24 protein-coding genes are annotated in these 24,816 nt (G+C 69.0%); 20 read left to right on the top strand and 4 right to left on the bottom strand.

All coding sequences use genetic code 11. From position 1 onward, the window contains the following. Positions 1–41 precede the first annotated feature (41 nt). Entirely contained in the window at positions 42–503 is a 462-nt protein-coding gene (locus tag INF26_RS05510) for a universal stress protein (protein WP_193529741.1), read from the bottom strand. A 167-nt stretch (positions 504–670) separates the two neighbouring features. On the opposite strand from INF26_RS05510, the gene INF26_RS05505 reads away from it, so the two are divergent. The 10 genes from INF26_RS05505 to INF26_RS05460 all read left to right on the top strand — a co-directional run bounded on the left by INF26_RS05505 (position 671) and on the right by INF26_RS05460 (position 13,774). Further along, positions 671–1,588 carry an undecaprenyl-diphosphate phosphatase gene (locus tag INF26_RS05505; protein WP_193529739.1) on the top strand — a complete coding sequence of 306 codons (918 nt, stop codon included), beginning with the start codon at positions 671–673 and terminating at the stop codon, positions 1,586–1,588. Between the two features lie 10 nt (positions 1,589–1,598). Continuing rightward, positions 1,599–3,053, top strand: a complete 1,455-nt coding sequence (locus INF26_RS05500) for a D-alanyl-D-alanine carboxypeptidase family protein (protein ID WP_193529738.1) — start codon at positions 1,599–1,601, stop codon at positions 3,051–3,053. Positions 3,054–3,159: 106 nt separating this feature from the next. After that, on the top strand, positions 3,160–4,413 hold the full coding sequence (locus INF26_RS05495; RefSeq protein ID WP_193529737.1) for an alpha/beta hydrolase: 1,254 nt from the start codon (positions 3,160–3,162) through the stop codon (positions 4,411–4,413). A 381-nt stretch (positions 4,414–4,794) separates the two neighbouring features. After that, positions 4,795–7,266 carry an ATP-dependent helicase gene (locus tag INF26_RS05490; protein WP_193529735.1) on the top strand — a complete coding sequence of 824 codons (2,472 nt, stop codon included), beginning with the start codon at positions 4,795–4,797 and terminating at the stop codon, positions 7,264–7,266. A gap of 118 nt (positions 7,267–7,384) precedes the next feature. Beyond that, positions 7,385–7,600 carry a type II toxin-antitoxin system Y4mF family antitoxin gene (locus INF26_RS05485; RefSeq protein WP_193529733.1) on the top strand — a complete coding sequence of 72 codons (216 nt, stop codon included), beginning with the start codon at positions 7,385–7,387 and terminating at the stop codon, positions 7,598–7,600. A 1-nt stretch (position 7,601) separates the two neighbouring features. Further along, the gene (locus INF26_RS05480) at positions 7,602–8,891 is read left to right on the top strand and encodes a HipA domain-containing protein (RefSeq protein ID WP_193529731.1); all 1,290 of its coding nucleotides are present in this window, start codon (positions 7,602–7,604) and stop codon (positions 8,889–8,891) included. A gap of 18 nt (positions 8,892–8,909) precedes the next feature. Beyond that, positions 8,910–9,674, top strand: coding sequence for a mechanosensitive ion channel family protein (locus tag INF26_RS05475; RefSeq protein ID WP_193529729.1), 765 nt, complete (start codon positions 8,910–8,912; stop codon positions 9,672–9,674). 152 nt (positions 9,675–9,826) lie between these two features. Beyond that, positions 9,827–12,439, top strand: a complete 2,613-nt coding sequence (locus tag INF26_RS05470; RefSeq protein ID WP_193529727.1) for a metallophosphoesterase family protein — start codon at positions 9,827–9,829, stop codon at positions 12,437–12,439. A 135-nt stretch (positions 12,440–12,574) separates the two neighbouring features. Further along, complete coding sequence (locus INF26_RS05465) at positions 12,575–13,063, top strand: S-ribosylhomocysteine lyase (protein ID WP_193529726.1); 489 nt, start codon at positions 12,575–12,577, stop codon at positions 13,061–13,063. A 9-nt stretch (positions 13,064–13,072) separates the two neighbouring features. Then, on the top strand, positions 13,073–13,774 hold the full coding sequence (locus INF26_RS05460) for a 5'-methylthioadenosine/adenosylhomocysteine nucleosidase (protein ID WP_193529724.1): 702 nt from the start codon (positions 13,073–13,075) through the stop codon (positions 13,772–13,774). 114 nt (positions 13,775–13,888) lie between these two features. Here the strand turns inward: INF26_RS05460 and INF26_RS05455 are convergent, their stop codons facing one another. Then, the gene (locus INF26_RS05455; RefSeq protein WP_193529722.1) at positions 13,889–14,746 is read right to left on the bottom strand and encodes a DegV family protein; all 858 of its coding nucleotides are present in this window, start codon (positions 14,744–14,746) and stop codon (positions 13,889–13,891) included. Positions 14,747–14,860: 114 nt separating this feature from the next. Here INF26_RS05455 and INF26_RS05450 point away from each other — a divergent pair, with 114 nt between their 5' ends. Genes INF26_RS05450 through INF26_RS05425 form a run of 6 tightly spaced genes read left to right on the top strand, consistent with a single transcriptional unit; the run spans position 14,861 to position 18,998 of the window. Beyond that, on the top strand, positions 14,861–15,466 hold the full coding sequence (locus INF26_RS05450; protein ID WP_193529720.1) for a DUF1836 domain-containing protein: 606 nt from the start codon (positions 14,861–14,863) through the stop codon (positions 15,464–15,466). Between the two features lie 59 nt (positions 15,467–15,525). Further along, positions 15,526–16,890, top strand: a complete 1,365-nt coding sequence (gene nhaA, locus INF26_RS05445) for a Na+/H+ antiporter NhaA (protein ID WP_193530119.1) — start codon at positions 15,526–15,528, stop codon at positions 16,888–16,890. A gap of 12 nt (positions 16,891–16,902) precedes the next feature. Continuing rightward, positions 16,903–17,559, top strand: coding sequence for an alkaline shock response membrane anchor protein AmaP (amaP, locus tag INF26_RS05440; RefSeq protein WP_193529718.1), 657 nt, complete (start codon positions 16,903–16,905; stop codon positions 17,557–17,559). 3 nt (positions 17,560–17,562) lie between these two features. Continuing rightward, entirely contained in the window at positions 17,563–17,922 is a 360-nt protein-coding gene (locus INF26_RS05435) for a DUF2273 domain-containing protein (protein ID WP_193529716.1), read from the top strand. Positions 17,923–17,973: 51 nt separating this feature from the next. Continuing rightward, on the top strand, positions 17,974–18,519 hold the full coding sequence (locus tag INF26_RS05430) for an Asp23/Gls24 family envelope stress response protein (protein WP_193529714.1): 546 nt from the start codon (positions 17,974–17,976) through the stop codon (positions 18,517–18,519). Between the two features lie 26 nt (positions 18,520–18,545). After that, positions 18,546–18,998 carry a C-GCAxxG-C-C family protein gene (locus INF26_RS05425; protein ID WP_193529713.1) on the top strand — a complete coding sequence of 151 codons (453 nt, stop codon included), beginning with the start codon at positions 18,546–18,548 and terminating at the stop codon, positions 18,996–18,998. Positions 18,999–19,150: 152 nt separating this feature from the next. Here the strand turns inward: INF26_RS05425 and INF26_RS05420 are convergent, their stop codons facing one another. After that, on the bottom strand, positions 19,151–19,747 hold the full coding sequence (locus INF26_RS05420) for a metal-dependent hydrolase (protein WP_193529712.1): 597 nt from the start codon (positions 19,745–19,747) through the stop codon (positions 19,151–19,153). Between the two features lie 210 nt (positions 19,748–19,957). On the opposite strand from INF26_RS05420, the gene INF26_RS05415 reads away from it, so the two are divergent. The 4 genes from INF26_RS05415 to INF26_RS05400 are packed head-to-tail and all read left to right on the top strand — an operon-like array spanning position 19,958 to position 22,986. Next, the gene (locus INF26_RS05415; protein WP_193529711.1) at positions 19,958–20,296 is read left to right on the top strand and encodes a thiamine-binding protein; all 339 of its coding nucleotides are present in this window, start codon (positions 19,958–19,960) and stop codon (positions 20,294–20,296) included. Between the two features lies 1 nt (position 20,297). Continuing rightward, positions 20,298–21,077, top strand: coding sequence for an ABC transporter permease (locus INF26_RS05410; protein WP_193529710.1), 780 nt, complete (start codon positions 20,298–20,300; stop codon positions 21,075–21,077). Then, positions 21,067–22,104, top strand: coding sequence for an ABC transporter substrate-binding protein (locus INF26_RS05405; RefSeq protein ID WP_193529709.1), 1,038 nt, complete (start codon positions 21,067–21,069; stop codon positions 22,102–22,104). The genes INF26_RS05410 and INF26_RS05405 overlap by 11 nt, the downstream gene beginning before the upstream one ends. Positions 22,105–22,107: 3 nt before the next feature. Further along, complete coding sequence (locus INF26_RS05400; protein WP_193529708.1) at positions 22,108–22,986, top strand: ABC transporter ATP-binding protein; 879 nt, start codon at positions 22,108–22,110, stop codon at positions 22,984–22,986. A gap of 372 nt (positions 22,987–23,358) precedes the next feature. Here INF26_RS05400 and INF26_RS05395 read toward each other — a convergent pair whose 3' ends face one another. After that, entirely contained in the window at positions 23,359–24,765 is a 1,407-nt protein-coding gene (locus tag INF26_RS05395; protein ID WP_193529707.1) for an aminopeptidase, read from the bottom strand. Positions 24,766–24,816: the final 51 nt, after the last annotated feature.

The following is a 24,816-nucleotide window of genomic DNA, read 5'->3' as shown; positions in this document are numbered from 1 at the left end:
GCATGGGGCGACGGGGCCGGTCCCGAGGTCTGGAGTGGGCGCTACTTGATGATGAGCGTGTCGCAGTCCGTGTTGCGCGTGAGGAAGGTGGATATGGAGCCGAGGATGGCGTACTTGATCGAGGAGAGCCCGCGCGCGCCGCAGATCACGAGGTCAGGCTTGATGACGTCGAGCATCTCGTCCTTCAGGGTCTCGCGGATGCGGCCGGAGCGGACGATCACCTCGACCTTCTTGATCCCCGGCATGGCCTCCGCCGCCTTGACCTTCTCGGCGATCGAGTCGCGGAAGGTCTGCTCGAGGGTGGGCACGATGTCCACGGGGAACGTCCCGGCGGCCTCGAGCGCCGTCGAGTCGATCACGTGCCCGATGTAGAGCTCCGCCTCGTCGTTCGCCGCCATGACGATGGCGCGGTCGAGCACCTTGTCCTGCTCGTCCGAGCCGTCGAGGGAGACGAAGATCCTGTCGTAGCCGAGGTCCTGATAGGAAACGGTGGTATCGGCCATGGTGACTCCCTTCCGCTTTGGGCCGTCTAGAGGGCTGCATCACTTATTCCCTTCGACCGGAGGAGCGTGCCGGGCGACCCGCCCAACGGCGTAGAATTTCGGTGGCGGGGTGCCACGAGCCCGCCGGTTGCGCGACCATAGGAGCGCTGTCGCTGAAAGGGAGGGCAATGGACCCCATAGAGCTCGCAAAGGCCGCGGTGTACGGCGTCGTCGAGGGCGTCACGGAGTGGCTCCCCATCTCCTCGACGGGACACATGCTGCTGCTCAACCAGTTCCTCACCATGGACGTCTCCGAGGACTTCTGGAACATGTTCCTCGTCGTCATCCAGCTCGGCGCGATCCTCGCCGTCTGCGCGATGTTCTTCCACAGGTTGAACCCCTTCTCCCCGAGCAAGAGCGCGGGCGAGAAGCGCGACACCTGGTCGCTCTGGGCCAAGACGATCGTCGCCTGCGTCCCGGCGGCCGTCATCGGCATCCCCATCGACGACTGGATGGAGGCCAACCTCGGAAGCCCGTTCGTGATTGCGGCGGCGCTGATCGTCTACGGCATCGCCTTCATCGTGATCGAGACCGTGCGCGAGCGTCGCGCCTCCGCCCTCGTCTCCACCGGGAAGCACTTCTCGACGCCCGACCTCGGCGATGCCCCCACGCGCTCCGAGCTCGCCGATGCCGGCGCGCGCGTCCGGACGCTCGAGGGCCTTGACTGGAAGACGGCGATCGGCATCGGCCTCTTCCAGGTGCTCTCCATCGTGCCCGGAACCTCCCGCTCGGGTTCCACGATCATCGGTGGCCTCCTGCTCGGCTGCTCGCGCACCGTGGTCGCCGAGTTCACGTTCTTCCTTGCCATCCCCGTCATGTTCGGCGCGAGCGCGCTGCGTCTGGCCAAGTACTTCCTCGCGGGCAACATGTTCAGCGGGACCGAGGCGGCTGTCCTCGGGGTGGGCTGCCTCGTCGCCTTCCTCGTCTCGCTCGCGGTCATCCGCTTCCTCATGGCGTTCGTCCGCAAGCACGACTTCAAGCCGTTCGGCTGGTATCGCATCGTCCTCGGCGTGGCCGTCATCGCCTGGTTCGCGCTGGTCCGATAGGGGGTCTGAGTTGAAAGCCACGTCCTCGCGCGCCCGAGCGCTCGCGGTCCTTCTCGCTTGCGTCCTCGCCCTCGTGGGCGCGGCGGCTGCCCTCCCGGTCGCGGCGCTGGCGGAGGAGGGCGCCTACTCCGCGGCCGAGCCCCCCTCGATCACCTCGCCGCGCGCCCTCGTGGTCGAGCTCGAGACGGACACGACCCTGTTCGAGCGGGACGCCGACGAGCGCTGCTACCCGGCGTCCATCACCAAGGTCATGACCGCGATCGTGGTGCTGGAGAACGCCGACCTCGACGCCGAGGTGACCGTCGAGGAGTCGGACTTCGACGAACTCACCTGGGACAGCTCGGTCGCCGACCTCAAGCTGGGCGAGACGCTCAGCGTGCGCGACCTGCTCGCCTGCCTGCTGCTCCCCTCCGGCAACGACGCCGCGTACGTGCTCGCCCGCTACGTGGGCGGCGGCGACTGGGGCGCCTTCGTCGACCTGATGAACGAGAAGGCCGCCGAGCTGGGCTGCGAGAACACGCACTTCGTCAACCCCTGCGGCCTGCATGACGACGACCACTACACCACGGCGCGCGACCTCGTGACCATCTTCGAGGAGGCGCTCTCCCTCCCCGAGTTCGTGGAGATCGCGGGAAGCGCCACCTGGGACCTGCCCGCCACGAGCGAGAACCCCGCCCGCACCCTGGAGACCACGGACCACCTGGCCGACCCGGACGGTCCCGTCTACCTGGGCGACACGGTCATCGCGAGCAAGACGGGCACCACCACCGAGGCCGGCCGGTGCCTCATCACCGCGGCCCAGCGCGACGGCAGGACGCTCGTCGCGGTGGTGCTGGGCGTCCCCTACACGGGCTACACGACCGAGGCAACCGAGAACTTCTACGACATGTATAACCTGCTCGAGTGGGGCTTCGGCGCGTGGAAGACCGGCGAGGTCGTGAGCGTGGGCGACGCGCTGGGGTCTGCCGAGGTGACCCTCTCGAGCGACGGCGAGAAGGTCGACGTGTCCGCCGCCTCGGCGATAACCGCCACGGTCCCGGTCGAGACCGAGCTCTCCGACCTGACGCTTTCCCCCTCGTGGTCCGAGGCCTTCCAGGCGCCGCTCGCGCAGGGACAGGAGCTCGGCACGATGGCCGTCTCCCTCGGCGAGCGCGACCTGGGCACCGTCACGGCGGCCGCGGCGTCCGCCATGGGCCTCTCCATCCCGAGCTTCGTCGTCTGGTGGCTCACGTCCGACGTGCTGCACGCGGTCATCGCGGTGGCCTGCCTCGTCGTCGTGTTCGTGGTGATCGGCCTGATCGCCTCCGCCCGCTCTCGCGCCCGGCGCGCCCGTAGGCGCGTCGCCCCGTCCGGCTATCGCCGCGGCGTCGCGCAGGCCCCGAGCCGCACGCGCCTGAGCACGCCCCCGACCAGGGCGCGGGACGGCTCGCGGCGCCGCCCCGGCGGGAGCCACCTGCGCCGATAGCGACGTGCTCGCGGGCTGCGAGGCGCTGCTCGCCGCGCCGTAGGCGGCCGCCGCCGCGTTTCTCGCTATACTCGTGCCCATATGGACGCACGACGGGAGGCAACGCATGGAGGCTGACAAGAAGAAGGAGAGCAGGGGAGTGAGGTTCTTCTCGTACTTCGAGGGGCGCAGGACCCGCGAGGGCGTGCCCACCCCGCACCTCATGGAGGAGCTCAACGCCCCCAAGCGCGACGTCCCCCTCTGGTCGAAGGCGTTCGCGCCGCTCGGCTTCGCGCTCGTCATGGTCGCCATGGGCGTGGGGTGCTTCTTCCTGGGCTCGCCCGCGGTCGGCGTGCTCTTCTGCCTGTTCGGCCTTGCCCCCGCCATTGCGGTGGTCGTCCTGGTGTGCCGCGCCCTGCCGCAGGTGCTGGGCCCGCGCCGCGACGCGAGCGGCGAGGAGCTCGGCCCGTACCTGGGCGGCGGGGGCGACCAGCGCGTGCGCGACATGTGCCCGGGACTCTTCGACCAGGAGCGCGAGAAGATCGAGTGGAACCGTGCCGACGAGGCGCACCGCACCTGGGAGTGGATCCAGGCGCTCCCGTGCCCGGTCGAGCGCGTCGAGTGCGCCTCCGACGACGGCACGCGCCTCGTGGGCCGCGCCATCGCGTGCAACCCCGACTCCGACCGCTGGCTCGTCTTCGCCCACGGCTACAACGACACCTGGCGCGCCGGCCTCACCTACGCCCGCCGCTACGCGGAGCTGGGCTTCAACCTGCTCCTCGTCGACCTGCGCGCGCACGGCGAGAGCGACGGCGCCTGGGTGGGCGCGGGCTGGCTCGACCGGCGCGACCTCGTGGCGTGGTGCCGCTGGGTCGCGGACCGCGCGGGCGAGGGCGCGCGCGTCACGCTCGCCGGCATCTCCATGGGCGCCGCGGCGGCCATCCTGGCCTGCGGCGAGGAGGACCTGCCGGGGCAGGTGCGCGCCTGTGTGGCGGACTCCGCCTACGACGACTTCTGGAACACGGCCGTCGGCGTCGTGAGCTCGGGGTCACTCGGCACGCCGCCGATGCCGGCGCACCCGATCGTGGACCTCGCGCGCCTGCTCCTCAGGCTGAGGCGCGGCGGCTATGACATCGCCAAGGTCTCGCCCGCGGAGGCGATCGCGCGCTCCGCGGCGCCGGTGCTCCTGCTCCAGGGCGAGGACGACAAGGTCGTGCCCGCGCACATGGCCGACGCGCTGTCCGCCGCCGCCGGCGGCGCCGCGGAGGGCGAGGGCCACGAGCTGGTCAAGATCCCGTCCGCCGGCCACTGCTGTGCGGTCTTCGCCGACCCCGACCGCTACTGGGAGGCCGTCGGCGCGTTCGTGGGCCGCTGGGCGTAGGGGCCTTCGGGCCGGCGTTCTTCTCGGCGTCCCGTTTTTGGCGGCCTTCCGCGCCTTGGCGAGAAGTGCGTCCCGGAATCGGCGACGTTCCGCAGTCGGGCGGGTGACGTGTCCCGGAATCGGCGACCTTCTCCGCTTGCGAGGCTATTGTGTCCGGGAATCGCCGGTGTTCGCGCGCCCGGGCGAGGCGCGGCCGGGGAACCTCCTAATTTCTGGGACGCGCCATCGCTCCGACCGGGGAACCCCGCCGATTCCGGGACGCGTGCGAAGGCCGCGCCGCCCGGACGTCGTGCCCCGATGTTCTTCTCGCCCGCGCCTGTTTTGCGTCCAGGCTTGCCGCTACACTCGTAGGGCAGACGACGACGAGAGGAACCCCGAGGCATGACGATCGACCAGCAGTCCCTGTTCAGCCAGACGCCCACCGTGGATCTGGAGGGCCTCAACCCGGCCCAGCGCGAGGCCGTGGAGTGCACGCGCGGCCCGCTGCTCGTGCTCGCGGGTGCGGGCTCGGGCAAGACGCGGGTGCTCACGTACCGCATCGCGCACATGATCGCCGACGAGGGCGTGAGGCCCTGGCAGGTCCTGGCCATCACGTTCACCAACAAGGCCGCCGCCGAGATGCGCGAGCGCCTGGGTGCCCTGCTCCCGTACGGCACGCGCGGCATGTGGGTCTGCACCTTCCACGCCATGTGCGTGCGCATCCTGCGCGAGGACGGCGAGCTCGTGGGCTATCGGCCCAACTTCACGATCTACGATGACGACGACTCGCGCCGCCTGGTGAAGGCGATCATGGCCGACCTGGACATCGACCAGAAGTCCTACCCGCTCAACTCCGTCCGCGCCAAGATCTCCGCGGCCAAGAACGCCCTGGTGGGCCCCGACGAGATGGCGAGCTCCGCCAGCCCCGCGGACCGCGCCGCCGCGCGCGTCTACCGCGAGCTGGACCGCCGCCTTGCCCGCGCCAACGCGATGGACTTCGACGACCTGCTGGTCAAGACCTTCGAGCTGCTCTCCAGGCGCCCTGAGGTCCTGGAGCGCTACCAGGACCGCTTCCGTCAGATCAGCGTGGACGAGTACCAGGACACCAACCACGTCCAGTACGCGATCACCAACCTGCTGGCCGCGCGCTATCGCAACCTCATGGTCGTGGGCGACGACGACCAGTCGATCTACAGCTGGCGCGGCGCGGACATCCAGAACATCCTGGACTTCGAGAAGGACTATCCGGACGCCCGCGTGGTGCGCCTCGAGCAGAACTACCGCTCCACAGGCCACATCCTGGCCGCCGCCAATGCCGTGGTGGCCAACAACTCACGCCGCAAGCCCAAGCGCCTGTTCACCGACGCCGGGGACGGCGAGAAGATCAAGGTGTTCCAGGCGGCTGACGAGCGGGACGAGGGCCGCTGGATCGGCTCGGAGATCGAGAAGCTCCATGACGGCGGCACGAGCTACGACGACATGGCCGTCTTCTACCGCACCAACGCGCAGTCGCGCGTGCTCGAGGACATGTTCCTGCGTGCGGGCGTCCCGTACAAGATCGTGGGCGGCACGCGCTTCTTCGACCGCGCCGAGGTTCGCGACGTCATGGCCTACCTCAAGCTCGTGGTGAACCCCGACGACGACGTCTCGGCGCTGCGCGTGGTCAACACCCCGCGCCGCGGCATCGGCACCACGTCCATCGCCAAGATTCGCGAGCTGGCGGCGGGGGAGGGCATCTCGTTCTTCTCGGCGTGCCAGATGGCGATCGCCGAGGAGAGCCTGCTTGGCGCCAAGGTGCGCTCGGCGCTCGCGGAGTTCACCGGCACGATCGAGGCCGCGCGCCACTTCACCGGCGAGCTCGTCGACGTCGTGGACGCGATCGTGGACCGCTCCGGCCTCGTCCGCGCCCTCGAGGCCGAGCACAGCGTGGAGGCGGACGGCCGCATCGAGAACATCAAGGAGTTCCTCGGCGTCGCCGCCGAGTTCGACGAGACCCACGACGCGGTGGAGACGCTCGAGAGCCTCGCGCAGCTCCGTGCGGCGGGGGCCCTCGAGTCGTCCGGCTCCGTGGCGACGTCCCCGACGGGCTCCGCGCTCGCTTCGCTCGCTCGCCAAGGCGAGTCGCCCTCTGGGGACGTCGCCCCGGAGCCTGCTCCGCCTAGACCTCCCGTGGCGTCCGAGAAGCTGCCGGCGCTCATCGAGTGGCTCGCCCTGCGCTCCGACCTCGACTCGCTCGCCGGCCAGACGCACGCCGTCACGATGATGACGATCCACTCGGCCAAGGGCCTCGAGTTCCCGGTGGTCTTCGTCGCTGGCATGGAGGAGGGCATCTTCCCGCACGCCTCCTACGAGAGCGACGAGGCGAGCGTGGAGGAGGAGCGGCGCCTGGCGTACGTGGCCATCACGCGCGCCCGCAGGCGGCTCTACCTCACCCATGCCGCCACGCGGCGCACCTTCGGCTCCGTTGCCGCCAACCCGCCGAGCCGCTTCCTGCGCGAGATCCCCGAGGCGGACGTCGAGCGCACCGGCGTGGGCTCCTCGGGCTTTGCCGGCGTGGGCTGGGAGAAGCGCGGCGACCGCCACGGCACGTTCGGCAGCGGCCGCGGCTCGGACGTCTACGGCGGGCACGTCTTCGGCTCGCGCACGCGCTCCACGGGCGGTGGGGCGTCCCGCCCGGTCCCGACCGGGCCGCGACCCGACCCGGCGCGCGCCGCGGCGAGCTTTGCCGCCGGCGACCACGTCTCGCACAAGACCTTCGGGCCGGGCGTGGTCATCGCCGCCTCCGGCGACACGATCGAGGTCAAGTTCACGCGCACCGGCAAGACGAAGAAGCTGCTCAAGGGCTTCGCTCCGCTGGTGAAGATCGAGGGATAGGAGCGTTTTGACTTTCGCGTTCGCATAAGTAGTGTTCATGAGACGATTGATTTATGCGAACGCATATAATACGCTCTCAAAATGGATAATCGTTGCGAACGCGTAAGCTGAGGTGAACATGATCCAGGTGGGAAGCGTCGGCGATCTGGCGGCCCTGATTCGATCCGAGCGGAGGAGGCAGGGAATCACCCAGGCTGATCTCGCGGGTCTTTCAGGCGTGGGCGTCACGTTCCTCTCCCAGCTTGAGAACGGCAAGGAGAGTGCCGAGCTGGGGAAGGCGCTGAATGTCCTGACCATGCTCGGAATCGACCTCGTTGCGGAGCCGAGGAGCTGAAATGCCGGGCCATTACGTCTACAGGCTCGCCCGGCTGTCCCCGGTTCTTGTCGGTGTCCTCGAGGAGTCAGGCTCCTTCTCATATGACCCTGGCTATCTTGCCCGTGCCGACGCCGCGCCGCTGTCGCTCTCGCTCCCCCTGGGGGAGGGGGCGTTCGACGTCGTCGAGGCACGTCCCTATTTCGAGGGTCTCCTCGCCGAGGGGCAGGCGCGAGCCACCCTCGCCTCGGAGCTCGCGCTCTCCGAGGAGGACTGGCTGAGCCTGCTCGTCATCTGTGGGAGGGAGTGCGTCGGAGACGTGCTCGTCTGCGATGACCCCTGTCTGGCCGCAAGGGCCGACGAGGGGTATGCGTCCCTTGGCGATGACGAGTTGAGAGGGATGTTTCTGGGCGATTCGCAGACCGCGCGGGAGAACGTTACGACACGCCTCTCGCTCGCCGGGACCCAGTCCAAGACCGCCCTGGCACATATGCGCGGGATGCCCATCGACGAGGGCTGGCTTCGTCCCATGGGCCTCTCGGCGAGCACGCACATCCTCAAGACGAGCCATCTGCGCGACCTGCCCGAGGTCGAGTACCTCTGCATGTCCGCCGCCGCGTTCTGCGGGATGGCGGTCGCCCAGACCGCCCTGCTCGACGTCGGCAACCCCGTGCTCGCCATCGAGAGGTTCGACAGACGCGTCTCGACTGCGGGGGAGCGCCTCGTGGTCGGCAGACTCCATCAGGAGGACATGGCGCAGGCGATGGGCATCACGGGTGGCTCCAAGTACGCCGAGCTCGAGGGAGGGAGCGTCCGTGCCATGGCGGAGCTGCTCCGGAGGCGGAGCGTCAGTCCCGCTCGCGACGTGGCGTCGCTCGCTCAGATGGTGTGCCTCGCGTTTCTGGTGGGAAACTGCGACGCGCATCTCAAGAATTACGCGATCCTACATGAGCGCCCTGCGCGTGATGGTGGGGCACACGTTAGCCTTGCTCCGGCGTATGACGTCGTGAGCACCACGTACTTCCCGAACCATCCGCGAAGGCTCGCCATGCGCATCGGTGGAGCGCCGACGATCGACGAGGTGGATGCCGACAGCTTCCGTGCGCTCGCTCGCGAGCTTGGCGTTAGGGATTCAGCGCTCCGCCGTCTGGCGACTCCGCTCGTCGAGGGGCTGGCAGACGGCATTCGCCGCGCGGGCGAGGGAGCGTTTGGGACAGTGCTCGCCTCTACCCCCTACGTTGCCGAGGACCTCGTCGAGGACATGGCGCCGCGTCTGGGAATACTGAGCGAGTACTGCACTGCGGCCGGGTAGCGAACGAGAGGAATAACGATGGAGCACCTCATCGGCATCGACCTGGGAGGCTGGCTCGACAAGGGCGTCACGCTCGTCGTGGCGGTGGCCATAGCGCTCGTGATCCAGCGCGTGGTGGTGCGCCTCATGCACAGGGTGCTCGACGCCTCCAACCTGCCGAGCGCATCGCTCTTCATCAATATCGTGCGAGCCGTCATCTGGGCGCTCGCCCTGCTCAGCGTCATGCGGCCCGTCTTCGGCGTGGACCCCGCGGGCTTCGTCGCCGCCCTCGGCGTGGTGTCCATCGCGGTCTCGCTGGGCATGCAGGACACGATCTCGAACATCATCGGCGGCATCAGCCTCATGCTGAGCAAGGCGGTCCAGCCCGGCGACCTCATCTCCGTCGGCGACGTGACGGGCGAGGTCACCGACGTCACGTGGCGCAGCACCACGGTCCGCATGCGGGGCGGCGCGGAGGAGGTCATCCCCAACTCGGTGCTCTCCAAGACCGCCCTCACGCGCATCACCGACTGGAGCGCCGGCTACTGCGGCGTGCCCATCTCCGTGGTGCCGGGTGCCGACCTGAACGCCGTGGCGGACGAGTGCTGCGAGCTGGCGGCGCGCGAGCTCGCCGGCCTTCTCGACCCCGCGTTCGAGACGGACGTGATCTTCACGGCGTTTACCGCCTACGGCACGCAGGGGGAGGTGCGCCTGCACGTGAAGCCCGACGTGGTCTTCTCCACGGCCCAGGACCACCTGGCGCGCGCTCTCTCCGGCAGGCCCTGGCTTGCGAGCGCGCTGTAGCTGCCCTTTGACGGAGCGCTTGCCCCGCCTTACGAAAGCACGCCGCAAATCGATGCGGGTGCCTTACCGTTCCCTGTTGTTCGGGGCGTAGTGTCCCTCTCTGGTGAAACCCGTCTGCCGGATCGTCCGCAGACGTCGAGAGAGGAGTCCGTATGCCCAGGGGAACCACTCGTCTGGATGGGGGCGTTTCTCGCCGCAGCTTCCTGAAGCTGTCCATAGCCATGGGAGGGGCCACCGCCATCGCGGCATCTGGCCCCGAGACCGCCCGCGCCGCCGAGGACGGGACGAGCTATCCCGAGAAGTTCACGTTTGCCGTCATGAGCGACGTCCACCTCTTCTCGCCGGACCTCTGGAGCGACTGCCCCGACTACACGACGGCTGAGAACTCCGACCGCAAGATGTTCCGCGAGAGCTCGGACATCCTGGACAAGGCGCTCGCCGACGTCGTGGCCGCCAAGCCGGACATGGTCCTCGTTCCCGGTGACCTCACCAAGGACGGCGAGCGCGTCTGTCACGAGTGGGTGCGCGACCGCTTTGCCGCCGCCAGGCAGCAGCTCGCCGATGCCGGCGTCGACACGCAGTTCTACGTGATCAACGGCAATCACGACCTCAACAACCACCATGGCAAGGACTTCTCCGGTGGCAGCTCCGTGGACGCCGAGCGCACCGACCCTATGACCTACAAGTCCCTCTGGGCCGAGTGCGGCTACACGGACACGGTCGTCTACGACGCCGACGGCACCGCGGACGGCAGCCTCAGCTACGTCGCCCACCCCTGTCCCGGCCTCACGCTGATCGCCGTGGACACGTGCAAGTACAACGTCGCCGCCGAGGACGGAACGCTCGCGCAGGAGACGAGCGGCCACGTCCCCGCCGACCTTCTCGCCTGGGTCTGCGACCAGGCCCGCGAGGCGCGCGCCGCCGGTGACGTGGTCGTCGCCTTCCAGCACCACGGCATCGTCCCGCACTTCGGCTACGAGCCTGTCATCTTTGGCGAGTACCTCGTGGACGACTACGAGGCCGTGGCCAAGGCCTACGCTGAGGCCGGCATCTCCGCCGTCTTCACCGGTCACATGCACGCCAACGACATCGCGGCGGCCACCTACAGCGAGAACACCATCTACGACATCGAGACCGGATCGCTCGTGACCTACCCGTCCCGCATGCGCATGGGCTCCCTCGAGTTCGCGCAGAGGGGCGAGAAGCTCGCGTGCACGCTGACGGTTGACTCGCACGACCTGGGCGACGTGACGCTCGACGAGTGCGGCCTGGCCACCACCGCCGGCATCACCGCCTACGGCAAGGAGCGCACGCTCACCGTGGACTCCGTCCAGACCATGCTCGGCGGGATGTTCGTGCAGCCGCTGCTCGCGCAGTACGCGCCCTTGGGCATCAAGGGCATCCTCGCGAGCCTGCTGCCCTCGCTCGGCGGCGACTCCTTTGCCGGCGTGACCGAGGAGAGCCTCAACGCGGCGCTGTGGGGTCTCGTCACGGGCATCCTTCCGCAGGACATCGCCAGCGGCTTCAAGGTTTCCGTCAAGGTCCTCATCATTACCATTGACTTGAGCATCTATTACAATCCCGCGTCCCAGCGCATAGAGGCGTGGCGCTACAAGGACACGGGCGACGCGCAGGAGGTCAGTCTCTCCCTGGATCCCGATCTCGAGCGAGAGATCGTCAGGGCGTTCTCCTCTCGTGCCATCGAGGCCTCGGACGCGGAGCCGCTCGTCGCCATCACGGCCGACTCGCTCTCCGCGTTCCTCGAGAAGCTCTATGCGGAGGTCGATGCCGACGCGCTCTCCGAGGACGGGCAGCAGAGGCTCCTCTCCATCGTCGACATGCTGGTGAGGACCCTCATCGAGTCCCCGGTGGACGAGGCGCCCCACAGCCTGCTCGACCTCGTCGACTTCTGCTACCAGGCCCACCTCATGGGTGACGAGAAGACCGAGGGGTGGGTGGAGACCGCCATCGAGGGCACGCCGGCCCTGCTCTCGACTATCGTCGCCTCCGGTGTCAACTCAGGCCTTTCCGACGCGACGCTCACCGACCTCACGACGGGCCTCTCCCTCGACCTCACCTCCCTGCTCGTCAAGACCGACAACGGCTTGAGCGGGCTTGCGGTCAGCGCCGTCGCGGGCATGGCGGAGAACGTCCAGGACCTTCTCGACATGCTCACGGGCACGCTGGGCGTCGACCTTGGCACCACGCTCGCGGGTCTGCTCGCCGACCTCTCCCTCTTCGGCCAGCCGGTCCCCGCGCTCGCGCAGAACGCTCTCGGCACGCTCGCCCACGACGACAGCGTCGCGACGGACCACGACTTCTCGCTCGACGCGACGGCGACCCTGCCCAGCGATCCCGGCGGGGACGAGGACGTCGTGGACAAGTCGGAGCTGCAGGAGGTCATCGACCAGGCGGAGGACCTCGAGCTCGCCGGCGCCTCGCGGGCGGCGCTCGACCGATACTACGCGGCCCTCGCCGCGGCGCTGCGTCTCATGAGCGACCCCAACGCGACCGAGGCCCAGGTCGCCGACGCTCGGGCCGACCTCGCCTCCGCCATCGAGGCGGTCGAGAAGAGCAAGCCGGCCCAGGGCGGCAACTCCGGCAATGCCGGCCAGAGCGGCAACGACGACAGCGGCGGCAACGGCAGCCTGCCCAAGACCGACGATCCCACCAACGCCGCGGCCGCGGTCCTCGCAACCGCGCTCGGCGGCGCCGCTCTCGCCGCGGGCGTCGGAGCCCGCATGAGGGGTGATCTCGGGGAGTAGTCCCACAGGCAGCTCTCCCCGCGCGCCCCTCTCGCCACCCCTCAGCGAGAGGGGCGCGTTATGTTCCGAGCGTCCTGTCGACGATCAGACCCGCTACACTGTGGGGCGAGAAGAACCGTGTCTCAGGGAGGCCCCATGGACAAGATCGCGAGCTTCACCGTCAACCACCTGGCCCTGGAGCCGGGCGTCTACGTGTCCCGCGTGGACCGCGACCCTGACACGGGCTGCGTCGTGACGACCTTCGACCTGCGCGTGACGGCACCCAACCGGGAGCCGGTCATGGACACGGCCGTCATGCACGCCGTCGAGCACCTGGGGGCAACGTACCTGCGCAACGACCCCGCCTGGCGCGACCGCGTGGTCTACTTCGGGCCGATGGGCTGTCGCACGGGCTTCTACCTGGTCATGTTCGGCGAGCTCACGTCCGCCGAGGTGGCGCCGCTCGTGCGCTCGGCCTTCGAGTTCGTCCGCGACTTCGAGGGACCGATTCCCGGGGCCGAGCCGCGCGACTGCGGCAACTGGCACGACTCGGACCTCGCCATGGCCAAGTGGTGGGCGCGCCGCTACGTGGAGCGGACGCTCGCGCACATCGACGAAGAGCACCTCTTCTATCCCGAGAGCTAGGGGGACCGCATGAGGATCGGCATCATCGGGGCCATGGACGTGGAGGTCGAGCTCCTGCGCGTGCGCCTCTTCGACCAGGAGGTCACCTCGGCCGTGGGCATGGACTTCTACGAGGGGCGCCTCGGCGAGAAGGACGTCGTGGTCGTCAAGTGCGGCATCGGCAAGGTCAACGCCGGCGTCTGCGCCCAGGCGCTCGTCGACCGCTTCCACGTCACGCACCTGATCAACACCGGCATCGCCGGCTCGCTCGACCCGGAGGGGCTCGACGTGGGCGACCTCGTCGTGGCTACCGACTGCGTCCAGCACGACTTCTCCCTCGCGCCGCTCGGCTACGCGCCCGGCCTCATCCCCGGCCGCGAGCGCGTCGAGTTCGTCGCCGACGCCCGCATGCGCGAGGTCGCGCTCTCGACGGCCGCCGCCGTGGCGCCCGAGGTCCGCGCCGTCGCCGGCCGCGTGGCCTCAGGCGACCAGTTCATCTCCGCCGAGGAGGACCGCGCGCGCATCCTCTCCATGTTCGGCGCGACGTGCTGCGAGATGGAGGGCGCCGCGATCGCCCAGGTGGCAACCTTGAACGGCGTGCCCTTCGCCGTGGTGCGCGCCATCTCCGACAAGCCCGGAGCCGAGGGCCAGACGATCACCTACGCCCAGTTCGAGCAGGCCGCCGCCCACCACTGCGCCCAGATCGTCGCCCACATGGTCGCCTCGCTGTAGCGGCAGGGCAGGGGCGCGCGGTACAAACGTCCGCCGCGAGTTCTTGCCGAGCGCTCTTCTCGGCAAGCTGTCTGAGCGCCGGATGTTTGTCCCGCGCGCTCCGGACAGATGGAGTTACATGCCCATGACCGCCATGCCGACGAGGGTGGGTCCCGTGTGCACGAGCAGGTCGGCGGAGATGCCGCAGCTGATGAGTTCGACGGCATTGGTCACGCGCTCGCGCAGCCGCGCCTCGAGCTCCCCGCGCAGGCTCGGGTCGTAGGTGCAGACGGCGAGCCGCACCTTGTCCCAGCGCTCCGCCTGTGCCGCGACGAGCTCGACCTGGGTCTTGAGGGCTTTCTGCCAGCCGCGCGGCTTCTTCTCGATCACGTACTTGCCCTCGCGCTCGTCACAGGTGAGCACGGGCTTGATGTTGAGGACGGAGCCCACGCGGTAGACGGCCTCGCTGATGCGGCCGCCCTTGCGCAGGAAGTCGAGCTTCTGCACCGAGAAGTACACGCGCACGCGCTCGCTCACCGCCGTGAGCACGCTGCCCAGGCGCTCGAGCGGCATGCCCGCCTCGACCTGGCGCACCGCCTCCATGACGACCATGCCGGCGGCCACGCCGATGCTCTTGGTGTCCACAACGACGACGGGGAAGTCCTCCATCTGGCGCGCGACCATGCTCACCGTCTCGTGGGTGGCGGAGAGGCCGGAGGAGATGGTCACCACGACGGCGCCCGCGTAGCCATCACGCCTGGCCAGCTCGAAGGTCTGCTGGATCTTCATGGGGGAGGGCAGCGACGTGGTGGGGATCTCCTCGTCAAAGCGCCTCACCACGTCCTCGGTCGTGATGTCGATGCCGTTCTCGTAGCTCGAGCCGTCGGAGTAGTTGATGCGCAGCGGGATGACGCGCACGTCGTGCTCCGCGACGAAGTCCGCGGGCGTGTCCGTGCCCGAGTCGGTGATTACGGCGATTCGCTGGTCGTTCATGGGACCCCCAAGGAGTGTCGAGCGTGACGTTCGCTATGATGGGAGCGTAGTGCCCCGCAACGTGGTATTCAATACTAGATTGACCGTTTTTCGGTAACTGCACAGGAGCGGCACATGGGCGACAAGGACAAGATCATCGCGGTCCCGCGCGCGGACGCGGACGCACGGCGCGCGCTCGCCGAGCGCATGGGCGCGCTGCACATCACCCGCATCGGCGAGATGCCCCGCATCGAGCTCTATCTCGACCAGGTGCTCACGCTCGTGACGCAGGAGCTCGAGTTCATGCAGGTCCCCGGCGACGCCGTCGTGACCGGCTCGATGGTCAACAACTACGTCAAGCAGGGGGTCATCCCGGCGCCGCGCAAGAAGCGCTACACCCGCCGCCACCTGGCATCGCTGCTCTTTGTCTGCGCGTTCAAGCGCGTCTTCTCCATCGCGCAGGTCAAGCAGCTCATGGAGCGCATCTACGCCTCGGGCGCCGACCTCGCCTGGCTCTACGACGCCGCCTGTGAGCTGCTCGAGCGCTCGCTCGCCGCCTGCTTTGCCAACGCGGAGCGCCTCGAGGTGCTGCGTGAGTCCGACCCCGGTCTTCTCGACACGGCCGACAAGGGCCTCGACCCCGAGCTCGAGCATCTGATCGAGGCCGCCGTGGCCTCCCTCGCCACGAGGGTCTACGTGGAGCAGACGCTTCTTCTCGCCGACGCGGGGGCGCGGTCGTGACGCGTGCCGGCGGCATCTTCGATGAGCCGGCGGTCGTGCGGCGCCTCGAGCGGCGCGGCATGCTCGCCGAGGTGACCGGCAACGGGACGGTCGCCGCCGCGGTCATGGTGGGCGCGGCCCTTCTCGCCCTGCTCGTCGCCAACTCACCGCTCTGCGAGGGGGTCGAGCACGTGCTCGCCCTTCCGCTCTCGGTGGGCGTCGGCCGCCTCTCGGTGTCGCTCACCGTGGAGCAGTTCGTCAACGACTTCCTGATGGCGGTGTTCTTCCTGCTCGTGGGTATCGAGCTCAAGTACGAGATGACGGTGGGGCAGCTGAGGCGCCCCCGCCAGGCGGCGCTGCCCATGCTCGCCGCGGTGGGCGGCGTCTGCGTGCCCGCCCTGATCTATCTCGCCGTCAACCTCATCGAGGGCGGGGAGCCGAGCGGATGGGCGGTCCCCATCGCCACCGACATCGCCTTCGCCCTGGGCGTCGTGTCGCTGCTGGGCGACCGCGTCTCCTCCGAGGCCAAGGTCTTCTTCCAGACGCTCGCCATCGCCGACGACATCCTCGCGATCGTGGTGATCGCTCTGTTCTACGGGCAGACGCCCAACCTGCCCTGGTGCGCGGCGTCGCTCGCGTTCACGGGGCTGCTCGTCGCGCTCAACCGGGCGCGCGTCTACTCGAGCGCGCCGTACGTGGCCGTGGGCCTGGTGCTGTGGGCGTGCATGTTCAACTCGGGCATCCATGCCACGCTCGCGGGCGTCATCCTCGCCTTCGCGCTGCCGAGCCGCTCTGACGTGCGCCTCTCCGAGCTCGGCGGATGGCTCGCGCGGCGGGCGCACGACCTCGACGACTCCTACGACGACGAGCACCACGTCCTCGGCCAGCACGACTTCACCGAGTCGGCGGCGCGCGTCGAGCGCGTCATGCACCACGTGACGCCGCCGCTCCAGCGCATGGAGCGCTACGTCTCGGTCGTGGTGAACTTCTGCGTGCTCCCGCTGTTCGCCTTCGTCAACGCCGAGCTGCACCTCGTGGGCGCCAACATCGGCTCCGTCCTGGCGAGCCCGGTCGCGCACGGCGTGTTCCTCGGCGCCGTGGTGGGCAAGCCCGTCGGCATCATCCTCGTGACGATGCTCCTCGTGCGCATGGGCTTCGCGCGCCTGCCCCGGGGGATGGGCCGCGCCCAGGTCGTCACGGTGGGCCTCATGGGCGGCGTGGGCTTTACGATGTCCATCCTGATCACGGGCCTGGCCTTCGCCGACCCCGCCGACGCCATCGCCGCGAAGTGCGCCATCCTCCTGGGGTCGCTCGCCTCGGCGCTGCTGGGGCTGGCCTTCGGCCGATTCTTCCTGGGCCGTGGGCGGCGTCAGGCGGCGAAGGGGTATCCTAGGGAGAGGCGCCGGGCTTCGGGCGCCGAGACGCGTCGCCGAAGCGGCGCCTGATTGGAGGCACACATGCGCGGACTCAAGCGTCTCTGCACGGTCATCTTCGTGCTCGCGGACCTCTTCGTGCTCGCGGCGCTGTTCCTCACGTGGTACGGCCCGTGGACCGCGGCCGCGTCGGCCCTGCTCTACCTGGAGCCGTACGCGCTCGCCGTCCTGATCTGCCTTGCGGTGAGCGCCCTGGGCCTGCTCGTGCTGCTCGTGCGCGCCCTCTTCGCGGGCCGCAAGGTGCGCACCGTCGAGGTCGCCACGGTCGACGGCGGCGTCATCTCCGTCACGCGCGACGCCATCGCCGCGCAGGCCTCCCACATCGTGGAGGCCGACGGCACCTGCACCGCCGCGCGCGTGCGCGTCGACGCCAAGCCCCGCGGCCACGTGCGCGTGCACGTCCGAGTGCTTCCGCGCAGGACCGTCGACGTGGTGCTCAAGGGCGCCGAGCTGCATGCCGAGCTTATCGACGGCCTGGCCGCCGTCTGCGGCGACACCGTCGAGGACGTGAGCCTCGAGTTCGTGGAGCCCGAGGCCGTGACGCTCTCCGAGCCGGACGAGACCACGGCGGCCGAGGAGGCCCCGAGGTCCGCGGAGCCCGCCCCCGAGCAGGCCGCAGACCCCACGAGCGAGATCACGGTCTCCATGGGACCGGCGCGCGACGCAGAGAAGGAGGCGTAGGCGATGGCTGACGAGAAGACACCCCGCGCCAAGATCGAGACCGAGGAGCGGCCCCGTCCCGCGTCCGAGCGCCCCGAGGGCGCCCCGGCTCCCGCCGATGACGGCTCCTACACCGTCGGCGAGGCCGTTCGCGACGGCTCCGCCCGGTTCCTCGCCTGGGTGCGCCGCACCTTCCCGGGTCACGAGCACGCCTTCTGGGGCGGCGTCCTCGGGTTCGTCGTGGCGATCCTGTTCCTGGTGCTCGGCCTGTTCAAGGCCCTCGTGATCGTGGTGCTCGTGGTCGCGGGCGTGGCCGTCGGCCAGGCGCTCGACGGAGACTCCAGGATCGTGGACCTGCTCCGGCGGATCTTTTCACGTAACTAGCGGCTTCGGACTTTGGCCCTCGGGCATGCGCCCCGGCAGCAAGGAGTGGACATGAGCAAGACCGACGACGAGAAGACCCTCTCCGAGGACGTCGAGAAGACCGAGGCCGTCGTGGCCGTCTCCGACGAGCCGACCACGATCGTCGCCACGGGAGACGAGCCCACCGACATCGAGGCCCTGCCCGACGACGAGGACGTGGACTCCGAGGACTCCCTGACCTTCTCCAACGGCGTCATCGAGAAGATCGTCGCCATCGCGATGCGCGATGTGCCGGGCGTCGTGGGCATGAAGGGGAGCTGGTTCAACCGCGTCCAGGACGCCTTCGGCGCGAGCGACTCCACCAAGGGCGTCTCTGTCGAGGTGACCCCCGAGAGCGCCGTGCGCGTGAACATCTCCGTGCTCATCGAGTACGGCGCGTACGCGCCGCAGGTCTTCGAGGACGTCAAGCGCGCCGTGGTCAAGCAGGTCACGGGTATGACGGGCCTGGAGGTCGCGGGCGTCAACCTGCGCATCGAGGACGTCCTCACCGCCGAGGAGGTCGAGCAGCGCTCCCGCAAGCCCAAGAAGGAAGAGCCCGAGGACGACGACGAGGAGTAGGCCGCCCCTCGGCTGACGGGAGACCCATGCGAGACAAGGTGAGCATCGAGTCCGTGCGCGCGGCGGCACGGGCCAACAATCGGCCCGGCCCGGACCACATGAACTGCGGCGAGTCCGTGATCGCGGCGCTCTGGGACGCCTTCGAGCCCGACTTCCCGCGCGCGGTGGTCGCCGCGGGTGCCGGCATGGGCGCGGGCGTCGGCGGGTCGGGCTGCATCTGCGGCGCGCTCGCCGGCGGCGTGGCGTTTCTCGGCCTCATGATGCAGACCAAGGAGCGCACCAAGCCGCTCGCGGCCGAGCTGCACGACGCCTTCTGTGAGGGAACGGGGCACCGCACGCCGTGCTGCCGCGTGCTCACACGCAGCATGGAGTGGGGGAGCGCCGAGCGCGTGGCCCACTGTCAGGAGAACTGCGCCATCGCGGCCGGCGCCGCCGCGGAGATTCTCTGCCGCGAGCTCGGCGTGCCGACGGAGGGTTAGTCAGGCGCCTTTTGAGGGTGTGTACACAGTTTGAAGTTAGATGTTCTTCTCGCCAGGACCTCTACCTGCGGCAATACAAACTATGACCAGATATCAAATTCACAACTGTGTACATACCCTGGGAGAAGGGCGTGCCTGCCCTCGAGAGGGGCTCACGAGAGGGCGAGCCAGCCCACGAGAGCGCAGGTCAGAAGCGCCGCGACGAGGCAGCACGCGTCCGCGACGCCACCCGTCTTGCAGAGACGAGCGCTGAAGCTGTGCCCGAGCGGCCAGAACAGGCGCAGACCCCGGTAGGTGAGCGCGTCGAGGGCGAGGTGCGTGGCAAACCCGAGCGCCACGGAGGGCGCGAGCGGCGGGCAGACCAGGTAGGTCGCCGCGGCAAACCCGACGAGCGCCAGGAGCGAGTGCGAGAAGGACCGGTGCGCTGAGAGCCGTGCCGCGCAGGCAAGGGCGACGAACCCGACCGCCCCGAGCGCGAGCATGCCGACCCCGCGCGCCATCGCCTCCCGTGCGAAGGAGGCGCCGTTCGCAACGTCGAAGACCAGTGCGCCGACGAGCAGCGCCGCGGCCCCGGCGCGCGTGAGCCGCTCCCGCCACGGATGTGCCGTATCGCGCACGTCGAGGTCCGGCAGGACGGCACCGGCGGCGCCCCCGGCGGCCGCGACCGCAAGGCCCGTGAGGCCCACGGCGGGGCCCGCCGCCAGCATCGCCGTGGCCGCCCCCACGGCCAGATGCGTCCTTCCGGTCACGCAGCCTCCGTTCTTCTCGCCCGCGCGCGTGCTACACTACCTTACGACAACGGGGGGCTGGCGCACGCCGGCTGAGATTGGGCCCAGGATCGCGGCCCTGACCCAGGAACCTGATCCGGGTAATGCCGGCGTAGGGAAGAGCTTCGCGCGCAAGGCAACGAGGCACCTACGGGAGACGGGGTGCCTTGGGGCACCCGGAAGGGAGGGCGCGTGAACTGCTCGGTTGCGATTCAGTTCCTGCCCATGGACGCCACCACCGACGACGCCACGTGCGACGCGGTGGATGCCGTCATCGCCTACATCGACTCGACGGGGGTCGACTACTTCGTCGGCCCGTTCGAGACGGCGATCGAGGGCGACTACGAGACCTGCATGGAGATCCTCAAGAACTGCCAGCTCGTGGGCGCCAAGGCGGGGTGCAGGCACATGATGTGCTACGCCAAGATCAACTACCGCCCCGACGGCGACGTCATGTCCACGGACCGCAAGGTCGGCAAGTACCACCCCGGCGACCCCGAGTTCGCCGAGAAGAGCGTCGAGGCGGCATAGCGTGTCCGCACCGAGCAAAGCCCGTCGCGTGGGCGTGCCGCTCGCGGCCCTCGTCGCGCTGCTCGTGGTCTGGGAGCTCCTCGTGGACCTGGGCGCGATCCCCAACTTCCTCTTGCCCACGCCAGTGCAGGTGGTGGCCGCCCTCGTGGAGGACGCGCCGCTCATCGCCGGGCACTGCGTGGTCACGCTGGGGGAGGCCGCGGCCGGCCTCGCGCTGGGCGTGGCGCTCGGCTTCGTCTTCGCGGTGCTGATGGACCGCTTCGAGACGTTCTATCTGGCCTTCGAGCCGCTCATGACCGTCTCGCAGACCATCCCCACCGTCGCCATCGCGCCGCTTCTGGTGCTGTGGCTCGGCTACGGGGCCCTGCCCAAGATCGTGCTCGTCATCCTCTCCACGTTCTTCCCGATCACGGTCTCGCTCGTCTCGGGCTTCCGCTCGGTGGACCCTGACGCCATCGACCTCATGCGCACGATGAACGCGTCACGCTGGCAGATCTTCTGGTACGCAAAGCTGCCTGCCGCAGCCGACCAGTTCTTCTCCGGCCTGCGCATCTCCGCGACCTACGCCATCGTCGGCGCCGTCATCGCCGAGTGGCTCGGCGGAAACGTGGGCCTCGGCGTCTACATGACGCGCGTGCGCAAGTCCTTCTCCTACGATCGGCTCTTTGCGTCGATCATCGTCATCACGGCCCTGTCGCTGGGACTCATGAAGCTCGTGGAGCTCGCCCAGCGCGTATGCATGCCCTGGAAGAGGGCAGAAGGGAACTACCATGACCGATAAGAACCTCAACCGCCGCCAGTTCCTCGCCGTCGCCGGCGGCGCCGCCGCCACGACCGCGCTCGCCGCGTGCGGGGGCACCGGCACCGCCGAGCAGCCCGCGGCGGACGATGCCGAGGGCGGCGAGAAGACCAAGGTCTCCTTCGTCCTGGACTACACGCCCAACACCAACCACACCGGCCTCTACGTGGCTCTCGACCAGGGCTACTTTGCCGACGAGGGCCTCGAGGTGGAGATCGTCCAGCCGCCCGAGGACGGCGCGGACGCGCTGATCGGCGCCGGCGGGGCCAACCTCGGCATCTCCTACCAGGACTACATCGCCAACAACCTGGCCTCCGACCAGCCCATGCCCTACTCCGCGGTGGCCGCCGTCATCCAGCACAACACCTCCGGCATCATGAGCCGCGCCGAGGACGGCATCACGCACCCGGCCGCCATGGAGGGTCACACCTACGCCACCTGGAACATGCCCGTCGAGCAGGCCACGGTCAAGCAGTGCGTCGAGGCCGACGGCGGCAACTGGGACAACGTCGAGCTCGTCCCCTACGAGACCGACGATGACGTGGCGGGCCTGCGTGCCAACATGTACGACACCGTGTGGGTCTACGAGGCATGGGCCGTCCAGAACGCGATCGTCCAGGACGTGGACGTCAACTACTTCAGCTTCATCTCGGTCGACCCGGTCTTTGACTACTACACCCCGGTCATCGCCGCCAACGACGACTTCGCGAAGGAGAACCCCGAGGTCGTGAAGGCCTTCCTGCGCGCGGTCAAGAAGGGCTACGAGTACGCCGTCGAGAACCCTGACGCCGCCGCGGACATCCTCTGCGCCCAGGTGCCCGAGCTCGACTCCGCGCTCGTCCACCAGAGCCAGACCTACCTCGCCGACCAGTACGTCGCCGATGCCGAGGGCTGGGGCGTCATCGACCCCGACCGCTGGGCCGCCTTCTACGGCTGGCTGAACGACAACCAGCTGCTGGCCAACCAGATCGACGTCAACGCCGGCTACGACCTCTCCTACCTGGAGTAGCGCATGACGGCTGGCGAGAAGAACGTGGCAGGGGAGGCGAGAAGGTCCGCCGCGAGTTCCGCAGCCGCATCGCCCTTATGCGGCGAGGACTGTCTGAGCGCCGGATCTTCTCGCCTCCCCGGTGGGACGGGAGTTCCCGCGCTCGAGGCGCGCGGTCTCACGCTCTCCTGGGACGGCGAGCACATCGTCGTGGCGGATGTCACCGTGGACGTGGCGCCCGGTGAGGTCTGCTGCCTCGTGGGCCGCTCCGGCTGCGGCAAGACCACGATCCTGCACGCCCTCGCCGGCCTGACGACCCCCTTGGCCGGCCGCGTCCTCCTGCACGGTGAGGACGTGACCGGCCGGCCGGGGCGCGTCAGCTACATGCTTCAGAAGGACCTGCTGCTCCCGAGCCGCCGAATCATCGACAACGTGTGCCTGCCGCTCGTGCTCGCGGGCATGGGGAAGGTCGATGCGCGTGCCAAGGCGGCGCCCCTCTTCGAGCGCTTCGGTCTCGCGGGCTGCGAGCAGAAGTGGCCGAGCGAGCTCTCTGGCGGCATGAGGCAGCGCGCGGCGTTCCTGCGCACCTACCTCATGGGCGCGGACGTGACGCTCTTGGACGAGCCCTTCTCGGCGCTCGACGCCCTCACGCGCACGGACGTGCGCCGCTGGTTCGTGGACGTGGCGGCCGAGCTCGGGCTCTCCGCGCTCGTGATCACGCATGACGTGGACGAGGCCGTCTCCATGGCGAGCCGGATCTACGTGCTCGCGGGCGCGCCGGCGGCCGGCGAGCCCAGCCACGTGGCGGGCATCGTGACCGTGGAGCGGGTAGCGTCCGAGAACTTCGAGCTCACCGACCAGTACCTCGCCGCCAAGCGAGAGGTCATGGCCCTTCTCGGCTAGGACCGCCTCCTGGGCAGAAGTGCCGCTCGTGCTACAAGCCGGCGATTCGAAAACCAAAAGTCGCTCTCGTGTAGCGTACATTTTGCCGAAAGAGCGTATTCGGTTAAAAGAGATATATTCTTTCCTGCGGTTTCTCGATACCCGACAGTCGGGAGAGCGTTTTTTGCGAGAAACTACGCTACACGAGCGCACGTTTTGATGTCTCGAGGGCCCGTCATGTTGCACGAACGACGGTTTTGCGCATCCGCGGCTAACAGTCTGGCCTACGAGCAGCAAGAGGCCGCCCCTCCGACCTGCTAAGCAGAATCTTCCGCGAAGCGCAGTTCTGCGTGCAGGTCGGAGGGGCGGCTCCCTCGCAGGTGAGATTGTCGCCTACGCGAGCTTGAGGAACTCGCGGTAGCCGCGATAGGCCTCGTAGACGTCGGCCTTGCTCGTGGCCTCCCACGGCGCGTGCATGGAGAGCACGGGCACGCCGCAGTCGATCACGTTCATGCCGTAGGTGGCGAGGATGTAGGCGATCGTGCCGCCGCCGCCCGCGTCGACCTTGCCGAGCTCGGCGGTCTGGAAGTGCACGCCGCCCTCGTCCATCACGCGGCGGATGGTGGCCACGTACTCGGCGTCGGCGTCGTTGGAGCCGGACTTTCCGCGGCTGCCCGTGTACTTGTTGAACGTGAGGCCGTGGCCCAGGTACGCGGAGTTCTTCGGCTCGAAGACGCTCGCGAACGTGGGGTCGAAGCCGGCCGAGACGTCGCTCGAGAGCATGTTGGAGGCCGCGAGGCAGCGGCGCAGCGCGAGCGGGCCGCTCTGGCCGGAAAGCTCCAGCACCTCGGCCATCGTGTCCTCGAAGAAGTGGCTCGTCATGCCGGTGGCACCCACCGAGCCGATCTCCTCCTTGTCCACGAGCAGGCACACGGCCGTGCGCGCGGGCGCCTCGGCGTCGAGCTGCGCCACGAGGCTCGTGTAGGCGCAGGAACGGTCGTCCTGGCCGTAGCCCAGGATCATCGAGCGGTCCAGGCCCAGGTCGCGGGCCGCGCCAGCGGGCACGACCTCGAGCTCGGCGGAGAGCAGGTCCTCCTCCTCGATGCCGAGCTGCTCGCGCAGGATGGCGAGCACGCCGGCCTTGACTGGGGACTTCTCCGCGTCCTCGTCCTTCTCGGCGCCCTCCTCGATCACGACGGGGCGGTTGCCCACCAGCACGTCCAGCATCTCGCCCTCGATGACCTCGGAGGCCTTCTTGCCCATCTGCTGGCCGGAGAGGTGGATGAGCAGGTCGGAGATGCAGAAGACGGGGTCGTCCTCGTCCTCGCCGATCACCACGTTCACGACGCTGCCGTCCTTCTTGGCCACGACGCCGTGGATGGCCAGCGGGATCGTGACCCACTGGTACTTCTTGACGCCGCCGTAGTAGTGCGTGTCCAGCGTGACGATCTCGTTCTTCTCCTCCACGGGGTCCTGCTTGACGTCCAGGCGCGGTGAGTCGATGTGCGCGCCGAGGATGTTGACGCCGCGCTCGAGCGGCTCGGTGCCCAGGTGCAGCAGCATGAGGCTCTTGCCGCGGTTGACGGCGTAGACCTTGTCGCCGGGCTTGAGGGGCTCGCCGGCCTCGACGCGGCTCTGCAGGCTCACGTAGCCGGCCTCCTCGGCCATGGCCACGGAGGCGGCGCAGCACTCGCGCTCGGTCTTGTTGTCGGAGATGAAGGCCTTGTAGCCCTCGCAGAGGTAGTGCAGCTCGTCGAGCTGCTCGGGGGTGTAGCCCTTCCAGGCGTTGGGACGTTCCATGTGACTCCCTTCTCGATGGTGTGCCGCAGACGATTCTACCCACTTGCGCGG

This window comes from Thermophilibacter gallinarum (assembly GCF_014982725.1).
In the GTDB taxonomy this organism is placed as follows: Bacteria; Actinomycetota; Coriobacteriia; order Coriobacteriales; family Atopobiaceae; genus Thermophilibacter; species Thermophilibacter gallinarum.
Note: the sequence above shows the minus strand (reverse complement) of the source record. Positions and strands in the feature narration are given on the sequence as shown.

Bases quoted from the DNA above. Each gene is read 5' to 3' on its own strand.
- INF26_RS05510 (WP_193529741.1), bottom strand. From the start codon at position 503: ATGGCCGATACCACCGTTTCCTATCAGGACCTCGGCTACGACAGGATC.
- INF26_RS05505 (WP_193529739.1), top strand. From the start codon at position 671: ATGGACCCCATAGAGCTCGCAAAGGCCGCGGTGTACGGCGTCGTCGAG.
- INF26_RS05495 (WP_193529737.1), top strand. From the start codon at position 3,160: ATGGAGGCTGACAAGAAGAAGGAGAGCAGGGGAGTGAGGTTCTTCTCG.
- INF26_RS05490 (WP_193529735.1), top strand. From the start codon at position 4,795: ATGACGATCGACCAGCAGTCCCTGTTCAGCCAGACGCCCACCGTGGAT.
- INF26_RS05485 (WP_193529733.1), top strand. From the start codon at position 7,385: ATGATCCAGGTGGGAAGCGTCGGCGATCTGGCGGCCCTGATTCGATCC.
- INF26_RS05480 (WP_193529731.1), top strand. From the start codon at position 7,602: ATGCCGGGCCATTACGTCTACAGGCTCGCCCGGCTGTCCCCGGTTCTT.
- INF26_RS05475 (WP_193529729.1), top strand. From the start codon at position 8,910: ATGGAGCACCTCATCGGCATCGACCTGGGAGGCTGGCTCGACAAGGGC.
- INF26_RS05470 (WP_193529727.1), top strand. From the start codon at position 9,827: ATGCCCAGGGGAACCACTCGTCTGGATGGGGGCGTTTCTCGCCGCAGC.
- INF26_RS05465 (WP_193529726.1), top strand. From the start codon at position 12,575: ATGGACAAGATCGCGAGCTTCACCGTCAACCACCTGGCCCTGGAGCCG.
- INF26_RS05460 (WP_193529724.1), top strand. From the start codon at position 13,073: ATGAGGATCGGCATCATCGGGGCCATGGACGTGGAGGTCGAGCTCCTG.
- INF26_RS05455 (WP_193529722.1), bottom strand. From the start codon at position 14,746: ATGAACGACCAGCGAATCGCCGTAATCACCGACTCGGGCACGGACACG.
- INF26_RS05450 (WP_193529720.1), top strand. From the start codon at position 14,861: ATGGGCGACAAGGACAAGATCATCGCGGTCCCGCGCGCGGACGCGGAC.
- nhaA (WP_193530119.1), top strand. From the start codon at position 15,526: ATGCTCGCCGAGGTGACCGGCAACGGGACGGTCGCCGCCGCGGTCATG.
- amaP (WP_193529718.1), top strand. From the start codon at position 16,903: ATGCGCGGACTCAAGCGTCTCTGCACGGTCATCTTCGTGCTCGCGGAC.
- INF26_RS05435 (WP_193529716.1), top strand. From the start codon at position 17,563: ATGGCTGACGAGAAGACACCCCGCGCCAAGATCGAGACCGAGGAGCGG.
- INF26_RS05430 (WP_193529714.1), top strand. From the start codon at position 17,974: ATGAGCAAGACCGACGACGAGAAGACCCTCTCCGAGGACGTCGAGAAG.
- INF26_RS05425 (WP_193529713.1), top strand. From the start codon at position 18,546: ATGCGAGACAAGGTGAGCATCGAGTCCGTGCGCGCGGCGGCACGGGCC.
- INF26_RS05405 (WP_193529709.1), top strand. From the start codon at position 21,067: ATGACCGATAAGAACCTCAACCGCCGCCAGTTCCTCGCCGTCGCCGGC.
- INF26_RS05400 (WP_193529708.1), top strand. From the start codon at position 22,108: ATGACGGCTGGCGAGAAGAACGTGGCAGGGGAGGCGAGAAGGTCCGCC.
- INF26_RS05395 (WP_193529707.1), bottom strand. From the start codon at position 24,765: ATGGAACGTCCCAACGCCTGGAAGGGCTACACCCCCGAGCAGCTCGAC.